Source organism: Qipengyuania aurantiaca, from assembly GCF_019711375.1.
GTDB classification, from domain to species: Bacteria; Pseudomonadota; Alphaproteobacteria; order Sphingomonadales; family Sphingomonadaceae; genus Qipengyuania; species Qipengyuania aurantiaca.
Window position 1 is genome coordinate 670,189 of the sequence record NZ_CP081295.1, and the last position, 18,580, is coordinate 688,768.

Below are 18,580 nucleotides of genomic sequence, written 5' to 3' on the forward strand. Positions count from 1 at the left end.
CTCGGGCTATTCCTCGGATGCTGAACCGGTGTTGACCGGCGGGCTCGACTGCCCCCCATTCGTCACCAGCGAGATGCGGTTGAGGCCGGCGCGGTTGAGTTCGCCCATCACGGCCATCACGCGCCCGTAATCGAGGCTGCGGTCGGCGCGCAGGGTAATGTCCGGACCCTCACCCGTGCGGGGTATGCCTTCGAGCGCCTGCGGAAGTCCGCCAACGGCAACCTGCGTATCGTCGATATAGACATAGCCTTCGCTATCGATGCTGATCGATACCTGCTGCTGTTCCTGCGGCAGGGCATTCGCCCGGCTGTCGGGCAGCTGGATCGGCACGCCTGCAGTCAGCAGCGGCGCGGTGACCATGAAGATGATCAGCAGAACGAGCATAACGTCGACGAAGGGTGTGACGTTGATTTCGGACATGGGCCGCCGACCGCCGCGCCCGCGACGGCGGCGCGTGCCTTTGCCAGAAGCGAGCGCCATGCCCATGTCAGCGCTGCTCCAGCTGGCGGCTGAAGCTGGCGTGCAGCTTGTCGGCGAAGCGGTGGAGGCGGCTTTCGAACCGTTCGACCGAATGGCTGAAGCGGTTGTAGGCGATCACCGCAGGGATGGCGGCGAAGAGGCCGATGGCGGTCGCAAAGAGCGCTTCCGAAATGCCCGGCGCCACCACCGCGAGCGAGGAGCTTTCCTGTGCCCCGATCTGGAAAAAGCTGTTCATGATGCCCCAGACCGTGCCGAACAGACCCACGAACGGGGCCACCGCGCCGACCGTGGCGAGGAAGTTCAGGCGCTCGGCCACATCGTCGGCTTCCTGTGCAATCTGGCTGTCCATCGCCGCGGCGATACGTCCGCGCAGGGCCTCGCGATCCCGCACTTCGCCCTTGGTCGAGCGGCGCCATTCGGCCACGCCTGCCTGCGCCACGCGGGCCGAGGGAATGTCGCGGTTGCCACGTTCGGACATGAAGCTGTCGAACTGGTCCGCCTGCCAGAAATCGCTTTCGTACTTGCGCTGCGCACTCTTAAGCTTGTTCATGCGCAGGCTGAACGACACGATGATCGCCCAGACCCAGATACTGGCGAGGATCAGGCCCGCCATCACGGCCTGGACAACGATATCGGCGTCGAGGAAAAGCTGGACCGGATCGAGGCGCGTCGGGGCGCCAACAGCAAGAAGGGACAGGTGGTTCATCACTCTCCGCTCGAATTGACGAAGCGCGCAAAGGCCGCGCGCCATTCTTCCGGCTGGCGGATGGGCCTGCCGTTGGGTGAAACGAAACCGACGCGCAAATGTGCCTCGGCAAGCAGCTCGGCGCCGCGATAGGCTTTCTGGTGCATCCGGCAGGAGGCGGCCTTCAGCTCGGTGCAACGCGTCTCGATCAGTATGTCGTCGTCGAGTTTTGCGGGGCGCAAATACTTGAGTTTAACCTCGGAAAGAGCATAGGCACCTTCGCCCGCCTCGATCGCGGCGCGCTGGTCGATATCGAGCCGGCGCAACAGGTCCGACCGCGCGCGCTCGAACCAACGCAAGTAATTGGCGTGATAAACGATGCCCGACAGATCGGTGTCTTCGTAATAGGCGCGCACCGCATAAAGATGCGTGTCGCCGTCGAGTACGCCATCTGGGGAATTGGGCCGGGTCATTCAGCGAGGCGCTCTAGCGCAGCGGGGATTCACTGCAAAGCCGCCAATCGGCTTCACAACATGAACGGCGGTGAAACGAGAGACTAGCGCGACGAAATTATCGTGCGATCATCGGGCCGAGCGGCTGCCCGCCGAAAAGATGGACGTGCAGATGCGGAACTTCCTGTCCGCCATGCATGCCCACATTGGCCATCATCCGGTAGCCGGGCTCGACCAGCCCCTTGTCGCGCGCCACCGTGCCCACGGCGCGCACGAAACCGGCGATCTCCTCGGCGGATGCCTTGGCGCTGAAATCGTCCCAGCTGACATAGCGGCCCTTGGGGATCACCAGCGTGTGCACTTCGGCCTGCGGGTTGATGTCCTCGAAGGCGTAGGCCCATTCGTCCTCGTAGACCTTGGACGAGGGGATCTCGCCGCGCAGGATTTTGGCGAAGATATTCTCGTCGTCGTAAGGCTGCGTGGGGTCGATCGGCATTATTCGCTCCTGCTGGCCTTTTCCTCGTGGCCCGACACGCCTTCACGGCGGTCAAGCTCGTACATGACCTCGTCGAGGCTCACGCCTTTCGCGGCGAGCATCACCATGAGGTGGAAGATGCTGTCGGCGGCTTCCGCGATCAGCTCTTCGCGCGAGCCCGACAGAGCGGCCACACAGGTTTCGACCGCTTCCTCGCCGAACTTGCGCACCATGACCGGCAGGCCGCGATGGTTGAGATGCGCGACATAGCTCTGGCCGGGATCGGCCTTACGGCGCTGGTCGATCGTTTTCTCGAGGCGGGTCAGCGTATCCATGGGGTTTCTCCTTGGGCCTTCAACCGCGCGCGGGCAAGCCTGCGGCGCGCAGCGCGCGATGCGCCTCGCCGATCGAATGCTGCCCGAAGTGGAAGATCGAGGCGGCGAGCACGGCGCTTGCGTGGCCCTGCGTTACCCCTTCGACGAGATGGTCGAGCGTGCCCACGCCGCCGCTGGCGATGACGGGGACCGAGACGCTGTCGGCAATCGCGCGGGTCAGTTCGAGGTCGTAGCCCTGCTTGGTCCCGTCGCCGTCCATCGAGGTGACGAGCAATTCGCCCGCGCCGAGTTCGGCTAGAAGCTGCGCGTGTTCGACCGCGTCGATGCCGGTCGGCTTGCGACCGCCATGGGTGTAGATTTCCCAGCCGCGAAAGCCCTCGCCCTCGGTCCGCGCGCGTGCGTCGACGGATGCCACGACGCACTGGCTGCCGAACTTCTCGGCAATTTCGCGTACGAGTTCGGGGCGCGAAACGGCAGCGGAATTGACCGCCACCTTGTCTGCGCCCGCCAGCAGCAGCGCGCGCGCATCCTCGACACTGCGCACCCCGCCGCCGACGGTGAGTGGCATGAAGCACACCGCTGCCGTGCGCCGCACCATGTCGAGCAGCGTCCCGCGACCTTCATGGCTGGCGGAGATGTCGAGGAAGCACAGCTCGTCCGCGCCCGCACGGTCATAAGCTTGCGCCTGTTCGACCGGATCGCCAGCATCCTTGAGATCGACGAAGTTCACGCCCTTCACCACGCGCCCGTCGCGCACATCGAGGCAGGGAATGACGCGGATGCGGACGGTCATGGGAAAAGCACTCCGACGACAAGCGCGAGCAGATATGCGAATACGAAGACGAGTCCGACCCATTCCAGGACCAGCATCGCGATGAATGCTTTGGGCGATTCCTCGAAGGAATAGGTGAACCTGCCTATTCCCGCTTTGCGCTCATGCAGCGCTCTGCTGGCAATCCGGAATTGTCCGACTACCAAAGCGATGAGGATTGCAAAGGCGAGAAGAGCGTAGAGAATCATCACCGCGCCGCCATCGCCAGAGCCGCGGCAAGGTCCAGTCGCCCGTCATAGAGCGCGCGGCCCGTTATGACGCCCTCAATGCCATCCTTGGCGTGGAGCGAGAGGACGTGGATGTCGTCCAGCCCCTTCACCCCGCCGCTGGCGATCACGGGAATGTCGACTTGCCGCGCAAGGTCCACGGTCGCGTCGAGGTTCACACCCTTTAGCAATCCGTCGCGCCCGATGTCGGTGAAAAGCAAAGCGGCGACGCCTGCATCCTCGAACCGGCGAGCGAGGTCGACCACGGGGACGTCGGAAACTTCCGCCCAGCCCTCTGTCGCTACATGGCCGTCCTTCGCGTCCACCGCGACGACCACGCCGCCTTCGAAGGTGCGCGCCATGTCCTTGACGAATTCGGGGTCCTTCAATGCCGCCGAGCCCATCACCACGCGCGATACGCCCGCATCGAACCAGCCTTCGACATCCTCGCGTGTGCGGATGCCGCCGCCCAGCTGGACGTGCCCCGGAAAGGCAGCGACGATGCTTTCGACTGCCTCGCGGTTCTGCGCCGATCCGGCAAAACTGCCGTCGAGATCGACCACATGCAGATGCTGCGCTCCGGCCTCGGCAAACAGCGTCGCCTGCTGCGCGGGGTTGTCGCCATAGACGGTTGCGCGGTCCATATCGCCCTCGGCGAGGCGCACGACTTGGCCGGCTTTGAGGTCGATGGCGGGAAAGACGATCACGGGGCCCACTCCAGGAAACGTTCGAGAATGCCAAGGCCGTAGCTCTGGCTCTTTTCAGGGTGGAACTGCACCCCGAGGATGTTGTCGCGGCCGATGGCGGCGACCAGCCCACCGCCATGGTCGGTCATGGCCAGCACGTCCTGCCCGCTTCTCGCGTCAAAATGATAGGAATGGAGGAAATAGGCCTCCCCCGTATCGAGCAAGTCATGGTCGCGTGCGTGCGGGGTCAGCGCGACATCGTTCCAGCCCATGTGCGGGACTTTCACGGTGGTGTCGGTCGGCTCGATCAGCCGCACCTCGCCTTCGATCCAGTCGAGCCCCGGCGTCTCGCCATGCTCCAGCCCGCGCGTGGCGAGCAATTGCATTCCGACGCAGATGCCGAGGAACGGCGCGCCGCCTACGAACACGCGCTCGCGCATCGCCTCGATCACGCCCTTCTCGGCGCGCAAGCCCGCCGCGCAGGCCCCGAAGCTGCCGACACCGGGCAGCACGATACGGTCCGCGGCGCGTAGCACATCGGGATCGGCGGTGACCGTCACCTTGGCACCGACCCGCTTCAACGCGTTCTCGACGGAGTGCAGATTGCCCGCGCCATAATCGACGAGAGCGACGACTTCAGCCACCCAGCTGCCCCTTCGTGCTCGGGATTGCGCCGCCCTTGCGCGGGTCGATCTCCACCGCGGCGCGCATGGCGCGGGCGAATCCCTTGTAAAGGCTTTCGCAGATATGGTGATTGTTCGTGCCGTAGAGCAGTTCTATGTGCAGCGTCAGCCCGCAGGTCTGGCCGACCGAATGGAACCAGTGCTCGATCAGCTCGGTATCCCATTCGCCTAGCTTTTCCTGGGTGAAGCCGGCTTTCCACACGAAATAGGGCCGCCCCGAGATGTCGAGCGCGACGCGCGACAAAGTCTCGTCCATCGGCGAATAGGCGCTGCCGTAGCGCGCAATGCCGCCCTTGTCGCCGAGCGCCTGCGAAATCGCCTGGCCCAGCGCCAGCGCGCTGTCTTCGGTCGTGTGATGCTGGTCGACATGGAGATCGCCGTCGACTTTCATGGTCACGTCGATCAGCGAATGCTTCGCCACCTGCTCGACCATGTGGTCGAGAAAACCGATGCCCGTGCTGACATCGTATTTCCCCGTCCCGTCGAGGTTGACCTCGACCAGGATCTTGGTTTCCGCAGTGTTTCTTTCGATACGGCCTGTACGCATGGTGCCTGCCTATAGGGGCGCTACACGAGGGCGCAAGAAATAGCGCCTATCGGCAGGGTAAAGACCGGCTTAAACCGCTTGACCCGCGCCGCGCCGGGTTCCAATTATGCGGGCATGAGTGACGATACGCCCGACAGCCTGATCCCCTACGATACGATCGTGCAGGAAGCCCTGCGCGCCGTGGTCGGCCGGGTGCTCGGCGAAATCGAACAGGGCGGCAGCGAATTGCCCGGCGCGCATCACTTCTACATCACCTTCAAGACTCACGCGCCCGGCGTGTCGATCCCCGTGCATCTGCGTGAACGGTTCCCGGACGAGATGACCATCGTGCTCCAGAACAAGTTCTGGGATTTGAACGTGCGCGAAGATGGCTTCTCGGTCGGCCTGTCCTTCAACCAGATCCCGGCCGAACTCGACATTCCCTATGCCGCCATTACCCAGTTCGTCGATCCGGCGGTCGATTTCGGGCTGCAGTTCCAGGCGACCGTGGCCGATATGGCCGAGGTCCCGACCGACGAGGCCGGGAATGACGAGGAACAGGGTGACGGCCCGCCCGTTGAAGGAGCAGAAGACGGCTCCAACGTCGTCACGGTCGATTTCGGCCGCAAGAACTAGCTGCGGGGCCTGCTGCCCCGCCACAGCAATGGGGCAGGCATGGGACTTTCGAAAAAGGTAGGGCTTTCCGACGCGGAAGCGCCAAATCATCTCACCGACGTTGTGAGCGACGAGATTGCGGCGGCAAAGAAGGATGCGCGCGGCGAGAATGTCATTCCCGGCCCCAGCCCGAACCCTTCGACCAACCTCATCATCCACGACATCCTGCTGCGCAGCGCCGGTCGCCTGACTCGCCAGACGCTGGAAAAGGCGCTCCTCGGCCGGCAATACGGCAGCAAGTTCGCCAAGGAAGTGGTGGAGAACCGCTCGCTGGTCCAGACGCTGGCCGCCTATGGCGTGACGAAATTCGCCACAAAATCGGTGCCGGGCGCGGTGCTGGTCGGTGCAGGGCTGCTCGCCAAGACCATCTTCGACCGCAGCACCACCCGCCGCCGGTCGCGCCGCAGCGGCGAACGGGCGCTCAGAAAACAATCCAAGGGCGAGACCGCCGTCTGAAACCGGGCCGCGCGGGGTTGATTCCCTACGCCCCCATGCGCCACTAGCGCGCATGGCCGATTCCGCACATGACAACGACAAGCTGGCCCGCCGCGGGCTGATGTTTATCCTTTCCTCGCCCAGCGGCGCAGGCAAGACGACGATCAGCCGGATGCTGCTGGGCGCCGATGACGAGATCAAGCTTTCGGTCAGCGTCACCACCCGTCCGCCTCGACCCGGCGAGATCGATGGCGTGCATTATTATTTCGTCGACGATGCCGAGTTCGACCGCATGGTCGAGGAGGACGATTTCTACGAATGGGCGCATGTGTTCGGCCATCGTTACGGCACGCCCAAGGGCCGTATCCGTAACGCGCTGAAGGAAGGGCAGGACTTCCTCTTCGACATCGATTGGCAGGGCACGCAGCAGCTCTACCAGAAGGACCAGCAGGACGTGGTCCGCGTGTTCATCCTGCCGCCGAGCATTGCTGAACTGGAACGCCGCCTGCGCAGCCGCGGGACCGATGCCGAAGAGGTGATCGAGGCCCGCATGGAACGCGCCCGCAGCGAAATCAGCCACTGGGACGCCTACGACTACGTGGTCATCAACGAAAGCGCCGACGACTGCTTCGCCAAGGTCCGGGAAATCCTCGACGCCGAACGCATGAAGCGCCAGCGCCAGACGGGACTGATCCCGTTCGTGCGCGAATTGATGAGTTAAACCGAAAGGATCGGTTACGATCCGATAGCGGTCGTCAACGAAACCTGCTAATTTTTTCCTGGGTTTGCATTCCAAGGAAGCGAAAAAGATGCTGAGTTCGGTTTTGGCAGTTGCGCTGACGACCGCAGCACCTGCAACGGCATCCGAAGTCGACGAGGCGCCGATGCGCTCTTACCTCGCTGCGATTCTGGCTCGGGATAGCGAGTATCTCGAAGCAAACACTCATCCCGAAGTGCAATACGATTCCCAATTTCTTGATAGGACAGCTCCGAGCAATCTGGAAGAAAGCGTCGAAGCGATCTTTGCAAAAACGAAGGATTGCGATGTGGGCGCACTGCTTCGCGATCGGGGATCGAAAAGCTATACGGTCAACTGGTGGTGCAGCTATTATGACGAGCCGGCGGGGATACCGTTTGAAGGTGGAGCGGCCACATTTCGCGTGCGGGACGGCCACATCGAGATCAGCAATTTCAGCTGGTCGGGCCCATATCCCGCATGGGCACCGAGACGTGTGGAGCAATAGCCGAGTGGGAAAAGTGACGGTTCCGGCGCTCCGCCAATGTAGCGAGGCCGCACAGTGAGCGAAGTCGGCGGGGCGAGGCGCCTCTTCATCGCCTCGCCAGCCATTGGAAGAAACGTGTCCGATTTCGAATTGTTCGACGAGGATCGGCTGAGGCGAGAGGCGGATCGATCGCGCATGGCTGGGCACGTGCAAACCGGCAACAGTTTCGAAACGCTGTTCGGACTGCCCGAATATGCGGAGACACCACGCGTCAGGGTCGCGCTCTGCAACAGGCCGCTGGATTTCTATGGCTTCGACCGCTGGATACTCTCCGACCGCGCGCGGCAGCTATTATTTGAAATGGACCCGTTGGCCTTCGACTTTGTGGCGTGCGATACGTCGGGACCGGCGAAGCACGAGGTCGGCACCTACTGGCTTGGCAAGGTGAAGCGGGTGGTGACCGATTTCGACCATGATGCCTCCGATTTCGAACGGGGCGGGTGGATGTACGATCCGTCGTTGGAAAAGGAGGTCTACGTCCATGCAATCACGAAACTTAATCGCCTCACGCTCCTGCGCGGGTCCGAGGACGCGTTGGCCTTCTACCTCCTCGATTTCATCCGCTATCCCATTTTCGATGGGCGTCTGGTGGATGCCATCTGGGCGGCGAAGCTGACTGGCCTGATGTTCTCGCCGCTGCACTGACCGGATAAACGCGACGTCAGAACGAAATACATCGAGAATTACTCTTACTGGAAAGAGCAGGGCGCGATTTGACCGGTTCCAGACATGGGCGGGATTCCCTGCATCTGTATGAGATCAGTTCGGCATCACTTATTGTTGCCGCTCTCCTACTGTTCGTAGCAGGTCGGCTCGCTCTCGATTATCTTCCGCGGTTCGGTTTGCCAGCATGCGAGAGGCCCGACGGGGTCTTCCATGCGTTCCGCGGCTGCGTCGCGGTGTTGGTCCTCTCCGGTTTCGGTTTGCAGCTCCGGTTGCGGAACAACCCAAGCCTGCTCCGCCTGGCGCTCGCGACGGTTGTTTCACTTGCGGCTCTCGGGGTCCAGGAGGCCGCGGACTGGCATGAAGCACGCGAGCAAGAGCGATGCAGAAGCCGAACCCTGCCGCAGGCGACAAAGGTATGTCAGGTCGATCCTGCTCATCTTCGCCTCGGGAAAAGCAAATATGGAACACCGGTCCTCTCGCTCGTCTCTCCCGGTAATACCGGCGCTGCCTGGAACTGTCTGCAGGACTGGGCAACTTACCAGAACGACGTTTCCCTCGTGATCGACGAAGGCGTTTATCGCCAGCGAGGTGATTGAATCGCGCAAGGCGTGGCCGGTGTGCACAGGCCGCAGGTCCGCTCCTCACCCATTCTGGACGTTCCGCTTTCCTACATCGACAGGGCTGGATAGGCTGCGGCTGTTCCTTCACATTGTCGAAGCAGTTCATTCAGAAAGCCCCGCCGCCTCTCTCGAAGGCTAGCGGGGCTTTCGCGCTTCCATGGCAACCTCTTTGGCGAGGCGCGCCGGCGTATGTACTTCGTCAACTTGCAGCACACGCAAGCGTAGGAAATTATCTTCCGCCGGCGGGATCCGCGAAGTGGGTCGGCAAATGCGCGTTCACGATGCCGCCGTCGACCGCAATCGTATCTCCGACCGTGTAGTCGCCCGCGCGGCTGGCGAGGTAGACGCAGCTTCCGCCCATGTCGAACCTGTCGCCCACGCGCTTGTTGGGAATGCCCGCCGCGCTCGCCTCGGCATGGTCGCGGGCGACCTTGTTCATGTTCGAGGGGAATGCGCCCGGCGCAATGCCGGTGACATAGACGTGGTCCTTCACCAGCCGGGCCGCCATGCGGCGCGTCAGGTGGATCAGCGCGGCCTTGGACGCCTGATAGCTGTAGGTCTCCCAGGGGTTTATCCTGAGGCCGTCGATGCTGGCGATGTTGATCACCTTGCCGGGCTTGTCCTGGCTCGCCTCGGCGGTCAGCAAGGCATGGAGCTTCTGGGTCAGGAAGAAGGGCGTCTTGACGTTGAGGTCCATGACCTTGTCCCAGCCTTCTTCGGGGAAGTCGAGATAGTCCGCCCCCCAGGCCGCGCCCGCGTTGTTGACGAGGATGTCGAGCCGGTCTTCCTTGCCCGAAAGCTCGGCCACCAGCTCGTCGATGCCGTCCATGGTCGAGATGTCGCCCTGGATCGGCACGACCCGCTCGCCCAGTTCCTCGGCGGTTTCGTGCAATTCGCCGCCCTTGCGCGCGGTGATGTAGACCCGCTCGCAGCCTGCGGCGAGGAAGCCTTCCACGATCATGCGGCCGATGCCGCGGCTGCCACCGGTGACGAGCGCGATGCGCCCTTCAAGGCTGAACATGTCTTCGAGTGTCATGCTGTCTCTCCCGCTCAGTAACCGCTCATCTCGGCGACGCGTCCGGCGTGGTAATACTGGTCGCCGAGGAATTCCTGCAGTGCGCGGTCGCGTTTCATGTAGAGGCCGATGTCGTATTCGTCGGTCATGCCGATGCCGCCGTGCATCTGCACGCCCTCCTTGACCGCGAGGCCCGCCGCCTTGGCGACCTTGGCCTTGGCGACCGAGGCCATCAAATCGGCCTTCTCGCTGCCACCATCGAGCAACTGTGCCGCCTTGATGGTGACCGCGCGGGCGATCTCGACTTCGGAATAGAGGTGCGCGGCGCGGTGCTGCAGCGCCTGGAATTCGCCGATCAGCTTGCCGAACTGCTTGCGCTGCTTGAGGTAGTCGACGGTCATGTCCATCGCCCCCTGCGCGACTCCCACGCCTTCGGCAGAAGCCCCGACGCGCCCCGCCATCAGCATGGCATTCAGGACCTCGCGCCCGCCATCGACTTCGCCGATGACGGCATCGCCATCCAGTTCCACACCGTCAAAAGCGACGTGGCTGGCCATCGAACTGTCGACCAGGCGCACGCTGTCGTGGCTCATGCCATCGGCGTCCTGCGGAACGGCGAAGAGGGTGATGCCGTCGCTATCGCTGTCGTCGCCCGAAGTGCGCGCGGCGACGACGATCATCTCCGACGATGCGCCGTAGACCACGAAGTCCTTCTTGCCCGAAAGCCTGAAGCCGTTACCCGACTTCTCGGCCTTGCAGGCGATGGTTTCGGGGCGATGCTTCGCGCCCTCGTCGATGGCGACGGAATAGACCTTCTCGCCCTCGATCAGACCCGGCAGCCAACGGCCGCGCACATCGTCGCTGCCGTGCTTGAGCGCAGTCACCGCGAGGACGGAGGAGGACAGGAAAGGCGACGGGGTCAGGTTGCGCCCGATATTCTCGAGCACGATCCCGGCCTCGACATGGCCCATGCCGAGCCCGCCGTCGTCTTCGTCCACCAGCATTCCGGTGAATCCCATTTCGGCGAACTGCTTCCACAAACCGTGGCCGAAGCCGTCCTTGCAATCGCGGTCGCGCCAGTGGCGCAGCTGTTTCGCAATCGCGCCTTCCTCGGCCATGAATTGCTGGGCTGTCTCGGCGAGCATCGCCTGGTCGTCGTCGTAATAAAGGGGCATCGATCAGGCTCCCGGCAGGTCGAGGATACGCTTCGAGATGACGTTGAGCATGACTTCGCTCGTACCGCCCTCGATCGAATTGGCCTTGGTGCGCAGCCAGTTGCGCGCCCCCTTGCCGCCGCCGGTTTCCTCGCTCTCCCATTCGAGAGCGCGGCTACCACCCGCGGCCATCATCAGTTCGTGACGGCGCTTGTTCAGCTCGGTCCCGGCGTATTTCATCATGTTCGGCTGGGCGGGATGCGCCTTGCCGACCTTGAGTTCGTCGAGAAATTTCTCGCCCATGGCCGAATAGGCCAGCGCGTCGACATCGAACTGAGCAAGCTCGGCGCGCAGCACCGGGTCGATCTCGCCCGCGTTGCGCTTCAGCGCCGCGCCGATGGCCGCCGTACGGTCGCCGCCGCCTGCGCCCGAGATCATCTCGCGCTCATGGCCGAGCAGGTACTTGGCGACATCCCAGCCGCGGTTGATTTCGCCCACATAGCCGGGGCAATCCTCGCCATAGGACTTGGGCACCTCGACATCGTCGAAGAAGGTTTCGCAGAACGGGCTGTTGCCGCTGATCAGCTTGATCGGCTTGGTCGAGACACCATCGCCCGCCATGTCAAACAGCATGAAGGTGATGCCCTGATACTTGTTCTGCTTGTCGGTGCGCACGAGGCAGAAGATCCAGTCGGCTTCGTCGGCGTAGGAGGTCCAGATCTTCTGGCCGTTGACGACCCAGTGATCGCCCTTGTCCTCGCCGAAGGTCTGCATCGAGACGAGGTCCGAGCCGCTGCCCGGCTCCGAATAGCCCTGGCACCAGCGGATTTCGCCAGCCGCGATCTCGTTGAGAAAGCGCTTCTTCTGGCCTTCGGTGCCGAAGTGCAGCAGCGCCGGGCCGAGCATCCAGATGCCGAAGCTGGACAGCGGCGGGCGCGCGCCGATGCGGGCCATTTCCTGCCGCAGCACCTTGCCCTCGGCAGGCGAAAGGCCGGCCCCGCCATATTCCTTGGGCCATTCGGGAACAGTGTAGCCCTTGTCGCGGCACACTTCGAACCACGCCTTTTGTGCGTCGTTCTTGAAGGTCGCGTTGCGGCCGCCCCAGTAGACATCGGCCTCGTCGCGGACGGGCTTGCGCATTTCGGGGGGGCAATTGGCTTCGAGCCATACGCGCGTTTCGGCGCGGAAGCTTTCCAGATCGGACATGACCGACTCCTCTCTCAGATCTCCTCGGTTGACGTTTACGTTAGGGTGATTCGCGAGGCTCCCGCAAGGGCGATCATGATGAAGCGCCATGCCGTAGCGTCAGGCGGTTTGCGTTGACGTAAGGGGCGGCGCGCCTAAGCTTGGAGCCAGCATTTCCGGGAGAGAGACCGATGCGTTTTGACGGCAAGACCGTGATCATTACCGGTGCGGCATCCGGCATCGGCGCGGAGGCTGTGCGGCTTTTCGCCAGCGAAGGCGCGGTGGTCTACGCCTCCGATATCGATGACGAAGGCGGCAAGGCGCTCGAAAGCGAAACGCAAGGCGATGTGCGATACCGCCATTGCGATGTGTACAGCACCGACGACATCCGCCAGCTGATGGACGGCGCGGCGGCCGAGACCGGCGGGATCGACACGGTCTTCAACAACGCCGGCGCCGGAGGCACACGCGCGCCCATCGACGAGGTCGAGCCCGAGGACTGGGACCGCACGATGGACCTGCTCCTGCGCTCGGTCGCTTTCGGCATCCGCTACGCCGTGCCGCACATGAAGGGACGCAAGGGCGCGAGTATCGTCAACGTCTCCAGCGTGGCGGCGGTGGGTCCGGGCTATTCGCCGACCACTTATGCCGTTGCCAAGGCAGGCGTGCTCCACCTCACCAAATGCGCGGCGACCGACCTCGCACGCCACGGCATCCGCGTGAACGCGGTGCAGCCCGGCTTCATCAACACCAACATCTTCACCTCCTCGATGGAGATGCCGGAAGATATGGTGCACATGGCCAAGGCGGCCATCGCGCAGATGTCGTCCAACGCCCAGCCCGTCGCCCGCGGCGGCCAGCCGCGCGACATTGCCGAGGCGGTGGCCTTCCTCGCCAGCGACGCGGCCAGCTTCATGACCGGCGCATCCATGCTGGTCGACGGCGGCATCACCCTTGGCCCGCGCCACAGCTGGGACCCCGACACGCCGACGATGTTCGAAGCGCTTGAAGCGATGGAGAAACAGGCCCAGAGCGGCGGCTGATGGCATTCGTTCAAGGTCCCCTTTCCCAGCGGCTGAAGATCGTCCACGGCTTCGGGTCGATGGCCTTTGGCGTGAAGGACCTTGGTTTCAGCTTCTTCCTGCTGATCTTCTACAACCAGGTGCTTGGCATGGACGCGCGGCTGGTCAGCCTCGCGCTTCTTATCGCCCTGCTGGTCGACGCGGTTGTCGATCCCATCATCGGCAATCTGTCCGACCGCACCTATACGCGCTGGGGGCGTCGCCTGCCCTGGCTCTACCTCGCCCCGGTGCCGCTCGCGGTCATGTGGGTGCTCTTGTGGCATCCGCCCGGCGGGGAGGCTCCGGGCTTCTTCGGCCTGATCGCTATCGCCGTAGGCGTGCGCATCCTGCTCTCCGCCTGCGAGGTTCCCTCGATCAGCCTCGTGCCCGAGATCACGCAGGATTACGACGACCGCACCACGCTGTTCCGCTACCGTTTCCTGTCCGGCTGGCTGGGGGGCATCGTAATGATGATCCTCGCCTATACCGTCTTCATGTCGGGCCCCGACGGGCTGCTCCAGCAAGAAGGCTATTTCGGCTTCGCCATCTTCGGCGCGGCGCTGATGGTGCTCTCGGTAGTGGGCTCGGCGCTGGGCCAGCACCGCCTCGTTGCTCACTGGCCCGAACAGCGTCCCGCCCCCTTTTCCCTGCGCGGAGCCTTTGACGAGATATTCGACGCCTTTTCGGAAAAGAGCTTCCTCATCTTCGCCGCCGGCGCGCTGGCAGCCTACGTCAATCAGGGGATGACCTTTTCCATCTCCAACTACCTCAACGTTTTTGTCTGGCAGCTCGACCAGCCGCTGCTCGATGGTGGCCCCGATTGGTTCACCGGCCTGCTCGGCTATGCCCTCACCCTATTCCTGTCGGTCGTGCTGATGTTCTTCGTGGTCGGCCAGATGCACCGCGCCTGGGGCAAGGCGAAGAGCGCGGCGATCGGTGCCTATGCCAGCATCATCCTCGGCCTCACGCCCTATTTCCTTCTGCTTGGAGGGTTGTGGCCCGAAGTCGGTACGGCGGCGTCCACCTTCGGTTTTCTCGGCATGCTCCTGTTTGCGAACATGTTTGGCGTGGTCATGATGATTTCGGCCACCTCGATGATTGCCGAGATCGTCGAGGCGTTCGAGGAGCGCACGCACCGCCGCGCCGAAGGAGCCTTCTATTCGGGCAACTGGCTGATCCAGAAATGCGCAACCGGTCTCGGCATCTTCGTCACCGGCCAAATCGTGGCTGCCGCGCAGCTGCCCGATGGCGCTCGCGCCGGCAGCGTTGCGCCGGGCGTGCTGTCCGACATGATTCTTTATTATGCCTGCGCGGCAATCGTGCTGGCGGTGCTGGCCGCCTTCTGGCTTGGCCGGTTTCCGATCAGCCGGGAGGAACACGAAGCGCGTTTGCAGACCCTCGCTCAGCGCCGCGCGAACGTAATTGACGCTGCGGCACGCGGGGATGTCGATGCAGGCACCGTCGTGCCCTGAGATTTTCTTGCGAGAAAGGGCTTGGCGCGAGGCGTCGCCCTATGCCAGTTTCAAGCCGAAACGGATTTTGAGAGAGAGGACATACCCATGGATTTCGAACCCACCGAACGGCAAGTCTACTGGCGCGACCGGGTGAAGAACTTCATCGAGGACCATGTCCGCCCCGCGGTCCCGACCTACAAGCAGCAGGACGCCGAAGGCGAACGCTGGAAGGTCATCCAGGTGGTCGAGGATTTGAAGGCCAAGGCCAAGGACCAGGGTATCTGGAACCTCTTCATGCCACCGCGCAACGACGGCCACCACCATGTCGACGAGACCTATGACTTCGAAGGCCCCGGCCTCACCAATCTCGAATACGCGCTCTGCGCCGAAGAGATGGGCCGCATCGGCTTTGCCTCGGAAGTCTTCAACTGCTCCGCGCCCGACACCGGCAATATGGAAGTGTTCCATCGCTACGGCACGCGCGAACAGAAGGAGGAATGGCTGACTCCGCTGATGAACGGCGAGATCCGTTCGGCCTTCCTCATGACCGAGCCTTTCACCGCCTCGTCCGACGCGACCAATATCGAAACGCGCATCGAGCGTGACGGCGACGAATATGTCATCAACGGCCGCAAATGGTGGTCCTCGGGCGTGGGCGATCCGCGTTGCAAGGTCGCCATCGTCATGGGCAAGACGGATTTCTCGGCAGGCCGCCATGCGCAGCAGTCGATGATCCTCATGCCCATGGACGCCAAGGGCGTGAAGGTCCTGCGCCATCTCCCTGTCTTCGGCTATGACGACGCGCCGCACGGCCACATGGAAGTCGAGCTGACCGATGTCCGCGTGCCGGTCACCAATATGCTGCTGGGCGAAGGCCGCGGCTTCGAGATCGCGCAGGGCCGCCTCGGCCCGGGCCGCATCCATCACTGCATGCGCACCATCGGTGTCGCCGAGGAAGCGCTCGCCAAGATGTGCCAGCGCCTGCAGGAGCGCGAAGCCTTCGGCAAGCCGATCTACAAGCACTCGGTCTGGGAAGAGCGCGTGGCGCGCGCCCGCATCGATATCGACATGACGCGCCTCCTCTGCCTCAAGGCCGCCGACATGATGGACAAGGTCGGCAACAAGAGCGCCAAGCAGGAAATCGCCATGATCAAGGTGCAGGCGCCGAACATGGCGCTGAAGATCATCGACGATGCGATCCAGGCCCATGGCGGCGGCGGCGTCTCCGACGATTACGGCCTCGCCAACGCCTACGCCCACCAGCGCACGCTTCGCCTGGCGGATGGCCCGGACGAGGTCCACGCCCGCTCGATCGCGCGGATGGAATTTGCCAAGCACATGCCCAAGGAAGGGCCGACCTCAAACGCGCTTCGCGGCGGTAACGCCCAATCGGCCAGCGCCGGCAGCGCGGCGGCTTCGGCCGGCATGAGCAGCGGAGACGTGGGGGCCACGCGCTGATGGCCAAGGCAGCGATACTGGAGCAGGTCGGCGGCCTCACCATCGGCGAGGTCGAGCTAGCCGATCCGGGTCCGCACGAGGTCCTGATCGACACCAAGGCCTGCGGGCTGTGCCATTCGGACCTCCACTTCATCGACGGCGCCTATCCGCATCCCCTCCCCGCCATTCCCGGCCACGAGGCCGCCGGCGTCGTCCGCGCGGTCGGGAGCGAAGTGAAAACGGTGAAGCCCGGCGACCACGTGGTCTCCTGCCTCTCCGCCTTCTGCGGCCACTGCGAATTCTGCGTCACCGGCCGCATGGCGCTGTGCATGGGGGCGGACACGCGCCGCCCGCAGACCGCCGCGCCGCGGATCATGCGCGCCGACGGCAGCGCGCCGGTCGCCCAGATGCTCAACCTGTCGGCCTTCTGCGAACAGATGCTGATTCACGAGCACGCCTGTGTCGCTATCGACAAGGACATGCCGCTCGACCGGGCGGCCGTGATCGGCTGCGCGGTGACGACGGGGGCGGGCGCGATTTTCAATGCCTGCTCGGTCGTGCCGGGCGAGGCGGTGGCCGTGGTCGGCTGCGGCGGGGTTGGCCTTGCCGCAATCAACGCGGCGAAGATCACCGGCGCGGGCAAGGTCATCGCCATCGATCCGATCCCCGAAAAGCGCGCGCTTGCCGAGACGCTGGGCGCAACCCACACGGTCGACGCCATGGCCGATGACGCCGTCGAGCAGGTGATGAAGATCACCGGCGGCGGTGTGCACCATGCTATCGAGGCGGTAGGTCGTCAGGCTTCGGCGGACCTCGCCGTGAAGATCCTGCGCCGCGGCGGCACCGCCACCATCCTCGGCATGATGCCACTTGACTGCAAGGTGGGCCTCGGCGCGATGGACCTCCTGTCGGGCAAGAAGCTCCAGGGCGCGATCATGGGGATGAACCACTTCCCCGTCGACCTGCCGCGTCTCGTCGACTTCTACCTGCGCGGCCTGCTCGATCTCGACACGATCATCGCCGAGCGCATCCCGCTCGAAGAGATCAACGAGGGCTTCGAGAAGATGAAACAGGGCACGTCCGCCCGCAGCGTGGTGGTGTTCGACTGATGGCAGAGACTGGCATGCCCGAGATCGATTTCGACAAGGAAATGGTCGGCACCATAGAAGTGCCCGAGCGCGACCAGATGGACCTGGACGCGCTGACCGCGTGGTTCGAGGCTAATGTCGAGGGTTTCGAAGGTCCGATCTCCTATTCGAAGTTCAAGGGCGGCCAGTCGAACCCGACCTACCGCATCGACACGCCGGGACGCTCCTATGTCCTGCGCCGCCAGCCCTTCGGCAAGTTGCTGCCCAGCGCCCATGCGGTGGACCGCGAATACGCCGCCATGTCCGCGCTGGGGCCGACCGGTTTCCCCGTGCCGAAGACCTATGGCCTTTGCGAGGACCCGGAGGTGATCGGCAGCAAGTTCTTCGTCATGGGCCTCGCCGATGGACGCAGCCTGTGGAACGGCGCCCTGCCCAACAACACGCCGGACGAGCGCCGCGAAATCTACAACGCCATGATCGACACCATGGCCGACCTCCATTTGCGCAAGCCGGAGGAAATCGGCCTCGGTGATTACGGCAAGCCGACCGATTATTGCGCGCGCCAGATCGCCCGCTGGTCGAAGCAGTACAAGCTCTCCGAGACCGAGCACATGGAGAAGATGGAGCGGCTGATCGAATGGCTGCCGCAGACCATTCCGCCGCAGCACGAGAGCAGCGTGGTCCATGGCGACTACCGGCTCGACAATCTCATCTTCGAGAAGGACGCCAACAAGGTCCTCGCCGTGCTCGACTGGGAGCTCTCGACGCTGGGCGATCCGATCGCCGACTTCAGCTATCTCATGCTCAACTGGCACAACCCGGCCGACGGGCGTGCGGGCGTGCTCGGCCTCGATCTCGAAGCGCTGGGCATTCCCTCGCAGGACGAAGCGGTGGAACGCTATGTCGCGCGCACCGGCTATCCCGTGCCGCCGATGGACTGGTATTTCGCCTACAACCTCTTCCGGCTGGCAGGCATCATGCAGGGCATCAAGAAGCGCGTGATCGACGGCACCGCCTCCAGCGCCCACGCCAAGGCGATGAGCGAACGCGTCGGCCCGCTGGTCGACCGCGCCTATGAGTTCGCGCGCGCCGCGGGGATGGACTAGCGCGCCCACGCTGCTAACGACCTCTCCGCATTCAATACGGA

General features: G+C 63.7%; 24 protein-coding genes. 11 read left to right on the plus strand and 13 right to left on the minus strand.

What is annotated here, in order from left to right:
- Positions 1-6 precede the first annotated feature (6 nt).
- The 10 genes from K3148_RS03235 to hisB form a co-directional block, all read right to left on the minus strand.
- Entirely contained in the window at positions 7-486 is a 480-nt protein-coding gene (locus tag K3148_RS03235; protein ID WP_221425888.1) for an ExbD/TolR family protein, read from the minus strand.
- 1 nt (position 487) lies between these two features.
- A complete protein-coding gene (gene tolQ / locus K3148_RS03240; RefSeq protein ID WP_221425889.1) occupies positions 488-1,186 on the minus strand; it encodes a protein TolQ in 699 nt (232 codons plus the stop codon).
- Positions 1,186-1,638 (minus strand): YbgC/FadM family acyl-CoA thioesterase, encoded by a 453-nt coding sequence (locus tag K3148_RS03245; protein ID WP_221425890.1) that lies wholly within the window; start codon positions 1,636-1,638, stop codon positions 1,186-1,188. The genes tolQ and K3148_RS03245 overlap by 1 nt, the downstream gene beginning before the upstream one ends.
- Positions 1,639-1,735: 97 nt before the next feature.
- On the minus strand, positions 1,736-2,113 hold the full coding sequence (locus tag K3148_RS03250; protein WP_221425891.1) for a histidine triad nucleotide-binding protein: 378 nt from the start codon (positions 2,111-2,113) through the stop codon (positions 1,736-1,738).
- Positions 2,113-2,427, minus strand: coding sequence for a phosphoribosyl-ATP diphosphatase (locus K3148_RS03255; protein ID WP_221425892.1), 315 nt, complete (start codon positions 2,425-2,427; stop codon positions 2,113-2,115). Before K3148_RS03255 ends, K3148_RS03250 begins: the two co-directional genes overlap by 1 nt.
- Before the next feature lie 19 nt (positions 2,428-2,446).
- The gene (hisF, locus tag K3148_RS03260; protein WP_221425893.1) at positions 2,447-3,220 is read right to left on the minus strand and encodes an imidazole glycerol phosphate synthase subunit HisF; all 774 of its coding nucleotides are present in this window, start codon (positions 3,218-3,220) and stop codon (positions 2,447-2,449) included.
- On the minus strand, positions 3,217-3,447 hold the full coding sequence (locus K3148_RS03265) for a hypothetical protein (protein WP_221425894.1): 231 nt from the start codon (positions 3,445-3,447) through the stop codon (positions 3,217-3,219). The genes hisF and K3148_RS03265 overlap by 4 nt, the downstream gene beginning before the upstream one ends.
- On the minus strand, positions 3,447-4,172 hold the full coding sequence (gene hisA / locus K3148_RS03270; protein ID WP_221425895.1) for a 1-(5-phosphoribosyl)-5-[(5-phosphoribosylamino)methylideneamino]imidazole-4-carboxamide isomerase: 726 nt from the start codon (positions 4,170-4,172) through the stop codon (positions 3,447-3,449). The genes K3148_RS03265 and hisA overlap by 1 nt, the downstream gene beginning before the upstream one ends.
- Positions 4,169-4,795, minus strand: a complete 627-nt coding sequence (gene hisH / locus K3148_RS03275) for an imidazole glycerol phosphate synthase subunit HisH (protein WP_221425896.1) — start codon at positions 4,793-4,795, stop codon at positions 4,169-4,171. The genes hisA and hisH overlap by 4 nt, the downstream gene beginning before the upstream one ends.
- Positions 4,788-5,381, minus strand: a complete 594-nt coding sequence (hisB, locus tag K3148_RS03280) for an imidazoleglycerol-phosphate dehydratase HisB (RefSeq protein WP_221425897.1) — start codon at positions 5,379-5,381, stop codon at positions 4,788-4,790. The genes hisH and hisB overlap by 8 nt, the downstream gene beginning before the upstream one ends.
- 114 nt (positions 5,382-5,495) lie before the next feature.
- Here hisB and K3148_RS03285 point away from each other — a divergent pair, with 114 nt between their 5' ends.
- From K3148_RS03285 to K3148_RS03310, 6 genes are all read left to right on the plus strand, one after another.
- Positions 5,496-5,996 (plus strand): SspB family protein, encoded by a 501-nt coding sequence (locus tag K3148_RS03285; RefSeq protein WP_221425898.1) that lies wholly within the window; start codon positions 5,496-5,498, stop codon positions 5,994-5,996.
- A 102-nt stretch (positions 5,997-6,098) separates the two neighbouring features.
- The gene (locus K3148_RS03290; protein WP_247711631.1) at positions 6,099-6,491 is read left to right on the plus strand and encodes a hypothetical protein; all 393 of its coding nucleotides are present in this window, start codon (positions 6,099-6,101) and stop codon (positions 6,489-6,491) included.
- Positions 6,492-6,543: 52 nt separating this feature from the next.
- Complete coding sequence (gmk, locus tag K3148_RS03295; RefSeq protein WP_221425900.1) at positions 6,544-7,191, plus strand: guanylate kinase; 648 nt, start codon at positions 6,544-6,546, stop codon at positions 7,189-7,191.
- A gap of 88 nt (positions 7,192-7,279) precedes the next feature.
- On the plus strand, positions 7,280-7,714 hold the full coding sequence (locus K3148_RS03300; protein WP_221425901.1) for a hypothetical protein: 435 nt from the start codon (positions 7,280-7,282) through the stop codon (positions 7,712-7,714).
- A 54-nt stretch (positions 7,715-7,768) separates the two neighbouring features.
- Positions 7,769-8,398, plus strand: a complete 630-nt coding sequence (locus K3148_RS03305) for an imm11 family protein (protein WP_221425902.1) — start codon at positions 7,769-7,771, stop codon at positions 8,396-8,398.
- A gap of 68 nt (positions 8,399-8,466) precedes the next feature.
- A complete protein-coding gene (locus tag K3148_RS03310; RefSeq protein ID WP_221425903.1) occupies positions 8,467-9,015 on the plus strand; it encodes a hypothetical protein in 549 nt (182 codons plus the stop codon).
- 253 nt (positions 9,016-9,268) lie between these two features.
- Here K3148_RS03310 and K3148_RS03315 read toward each other — a convergent pair whose 3' ends face one another.
- The 3 genes from K3148_RS03315 to K3148_RS03325 are packed head-to-tail and all read right to left on the minus strand — an operon-like array spanning position 9,269 to position 12,414.
- Positions 9,269-10,075: an SDR family oxidoreductase gene (locus tag K3148_RS03315; protein ID WP_221425904.1), complete on the minus strand. Its 807-nt coding sequence runs from the start codon at positions 10,073-10,075 to the stop codon at positions 9,269-9,271.
- A gap of 14 nt (positions 10,076-10,089) precedes the next feature.
- Positions 10,090-11,229 carry an acyl-CoA dehydrogenase family protein gene (locus K3148_RS03320; protein WP_221425905.1) on the minus strand — a complete coding sequence of 380 codons (1,140 nt, stop codon included), beginning with the start codon at positions 11,227-11,229 and terminating at the stop codon, positions 10,090-10,092.
- A 3-nt stretch (positions 11,230-11,232) separates the two neighbouring features.
- The gene (locus K3148_RS03325; protein ID WP_221425906.1) at positions 11,233-12,414 is read right to left on the minus strand and encodes an acyl-CoA dehydrogenase family protein; all 1,182 of its coding nucleotides are present in this window, start codon (positions 12,412-12,414) and stop codon (positions 11,233-11,235) included.
- A 170-nt stretch (positions 12,415-12,584) separates the two neighbouring features.
- On the opposite strand from K3148_RS03325, the gene K3148_RS03330 reads away from it, so the two are divergent.
- The 5 genes from K3148_RS03330 to K3148_RS03350 all read left to right on the plus strand — a co-directional run bounded on the left by K3148_RS03330 (position 12,585) and on the right by K3148_RS03350 (position 18,539).
- Complete coding sequence (locus tag K3148_RS03330) at positions 12,585-13,436, plus strand: SDR family NAD(P)-dependent oxidoreductase (RefSeq protein ID WP_221425907.1); 852 nt, start codon at positions 12,585-12,587, stop codon at positions 13,434-13,436.
- Positions 13,436-14,926, plus strand: coding sequence for an MFS transporter (locus tag K3148_RS03335; RefSeq protein ID WP_221425908.1), 1,491 nt, complete (start codon positions 13,436-13,438; stop codon positions 14,924-14,926). The genes K3148_RS03330 and K3148_RS03335 overlap by 1 nt, the downstream gene beginning before the upstream one ends.
- 87 nt (positions 14,927-15,013) lie before the next feature.
- The gene (locus tag K3148_RS03340) at positions 15,014-16,366 is read left to right on the plus strand and encodes an acyl-CoA dehydrogenase family protein (protein ID WP_221425909.1); all 1,353 of its coding nucleotides are present in this window, start codon (positions 15,014-15,016) and stop codon (positions 16,364-16,366) included.
- Positions 16,366-17,454: a Zn-dependent alcohol dehydrogenase gene (locus K3148_RS03345; RefSeq protein WP_221425910.1), complete on the plus strand. Its 1,089-nt coding sequence runs from the start codon at positions 16,366-16,368 to the stop codon at positions 17,452-17,454. The genes K3148_RS03340 and K3148_RS03345 overlap by 1 nt, the downstream gene beginning before the upstream one ends.
- The gene (locus K3148_RS03350) at positions 17,454-18,539 is read left to right on the plus strand and encodes a phosphotransferase family protein (protein WP_247711632.1); all 1,086 of its coding nucleotides are present in this window, start codon (positions 17,454-17,456) and stop codon (positions 18,537-18,539) included. The genes K3148_RS03345 and K3148_RS03350 overlap by 1 nt, the downstream gene beginning before the upstream one ends.
- Positions 18,540-18,580: the final 41 nt, after the last annotated feature.

Excerpts from the sequence above, each read along its gene's own strand:
- K3148_RS03235 (WP_221425888.1), bottom strand. The coding sequence starts at position 486 with ATGGGCATGGCGCTCGCTTCTGGCAAAGGCACGCGCCGCCGTCGCGGG.
- tolQ (WP_221425889.1), bottom strand. The coding sequence starts at position 1,186 with ATGAACCACCTGTCCCTTCTTGCTGTTGGCGCCCCGACGCGCCTCGAT.
- K3148_RS03245 (WP_221425890.1), bottom strand. The coding sequence starts at position 1,638 with ATGACCCGGCCCAATTCCCCAGATGGCGTACTCGACGGCGACACGCAT.
- K3148_RS03250 (WP_221425891.1), bottom strand. The coding sequence starts at position 2,113 with ATGCCGATCGACCCCACGCAGCCTTACGACGACGAGAATATCTTCGCC.
- K3148_RS03255 (WP_221425892.1), bottom strand. The coding sequence starts at position 2,427 with ATGGATACGCTGACCCGCCTCGAGAAAACGATCGACCAGCGCCGTAAG.
- hisF (WP_221425893.1), bottom strand. The coding sequence starts at position 3,220 with ATGACCGTCCGCATCCGCGTCATTCCCTGCCTCGATGTGCGCGACGGG.
- K3148_RS03265 (WP_221425894.1), bottom strand. The coding sequence starts at position 3,447 with ATGATTCTCTACGCTCTTCTCGCCTTTGCAATCCTCATCGCTTTGGTA.
- hisB (WP_221425897.1), bottom strand. The coding sequence starts at position 5,381 with ATGCGTACAGGCCGTATCGAAAGAAACACTGCGGAAACCAAGATCCTG.
- K3148_RS03285 (WP_221425898.1), top strand. The coding sequence starts at position 5,496 with ATGAGTGACGATACGCCCGACAGCCTGATCCCCTACGATACGATCGTG.
- gmk (WP_221425900.1), top strand. The coding sequence starts at position 6,544 with ATGGCCGATTCCGCACATGACAACGACAAGCTGGCCCGCCGCGGGCTG.
- K3148_RS03300 (WP_221425901.1), top strand. The coding sequence starts at position 7,280 with ATGCTGAGTTCGGTTTTGGCAGTTGCGCTGACGACCGCAGCACCTGCA.
- K3148_RS03315 (WP_221425904.1), bottom strand. The coding sequence starts at position 10,075 with ATGACACTCGAAGACATGTTCAGCCTTGAAGGGCGCATCGCGCTCGTC.
- K3148_RS03320 (WP_221425905.1), bottom strand. The coding sequence starts at position 11,229 with ATGCCCCTTTATTACGACGACGACCAGGCGATGCTCGCCGAGACAGCC.
- K3148_RS03325 (WP_221425906.1), bottom strand. The coding sequence starts at position 12,414 with ATGTCCGATCTGGAAAGCTTCCGCGCCGAAACGCGCGTATGGCTCGAA.
- K3148_RS03330 (WP_221425907.1), top strand. The coding sequence starts at position 12,585 with ATGCGTTTTGACGGCAAGACCGTGATCATTACCGGTGCGGCATCCGGC.
- K3148_RS03335 (WP_221425908.1), top strand. The coding sequence starts at position 13,436 with ATGGCATTCGTTCAAGGTCCCCTTTCCCAGCGGCTGAAGATCGTCCAC.
- K3148_RS03340 (WP_221425909.1), top strand. The coding sequence starts at position 15,014 with ATGGATTTCGAACCCACCGAACGGCAAGTCTACTGGCGCGACCGGGTG.
- K3148_RS03345 (WP_221425910.1), top strand. The coding sequence starts at position 16,366 with ATGGCCAAGGCAGCGATACTGGAGCAGGTCGGCGGCCTCACCATCGGC.
- K3148_RS03350 (WP_247711632.1), top strand. The coding sequence starts at position 17,454 with ATGGCAGAGACTGGCATGCCCGAGATCGATTTCGACAAGGAAATGGTC.